The sequence below is a fragment of the Noviherbaspirillum sp. ST9 genome, assembly GCF_048799745.1.
Taxonomy (GTDB): Bacteria; Pseudomonadota; Gammaproteobacteria; order Burkholderiales; family Burkholderiaceae_D; genus Noviherbaspirillum.
In genome coordinates this window covers 1-573 of record NZ_JBLWFR010000161.1, presented here as the reverse complement: position 1 = coordinate 573, position 573 = coordinate 1, and the positions used below count along the sequence as shown (strand labels likewise).

The following is a 573-nucleotide window of genomic DNA, read 5'->3' as shown; positions in this document are numbered from 1 at the left end:
GAGCGCGCCTACCTGCGCCAGATCGACGTGGCGATCGCGCTGCGCGACGAGGCGCACCAGCGGCAGCGCCGGGCGCTGGCGGCCGGCACCCGGGCCGCCTGACGGCCCCCCCCTTCACCCCTCAGGACGAGAACATCATGGAAATAGATCTGAATGCCGATCTCGGCGAGGGCTGCGGCTCCGACGAGGCGCTCCTGGACCTCGTCACGTCGGCGAACATCGCGTGCGGCTGGCACGCGGGCGGCGCGCAGGCGATGCGCGACTGCGTGCGCTGGTCGGTCGAAAAGAATGTCTCGATCGGCGCGCACCCGAGCTTCCACGACCCGGAGAACTTCGGGCGCAAGGAGATGGACCTGCCGGCGAGCGAGATCTATGCCGGCGTCCTCTATCAACTGGGCGCGCTATCTGCGATCGCACAAGCCGAGGGTGGCCGCATCGCCCACGTCAAGCCGCATGGCGCGCTCTACAACCAGGCCGCGCGCGACCCGCGCATCGCCGACGCGGTGGTGGCGGCGATCCACGACTTCGACCCGTCGGTGGCCGTGTTCGGCCTGGCCGGCAGTGGCTTCGTGG

1 protein-coding gene is annotated in these 573 nt (G+C 70.5%); it reads left to right on the top strand.

Annotated elements, in window-relative coordinates:
* Positions 1-137: 137 nt before the first annotated feature.
* A partial coding sequence (locus ACNOHI_RS25305) for a 5-oxoprolinase subunit PxpA (protein ID WP_420477486.1) occupies positions 138-573 on the top strand: 436 nt, incomplete at its 3' end.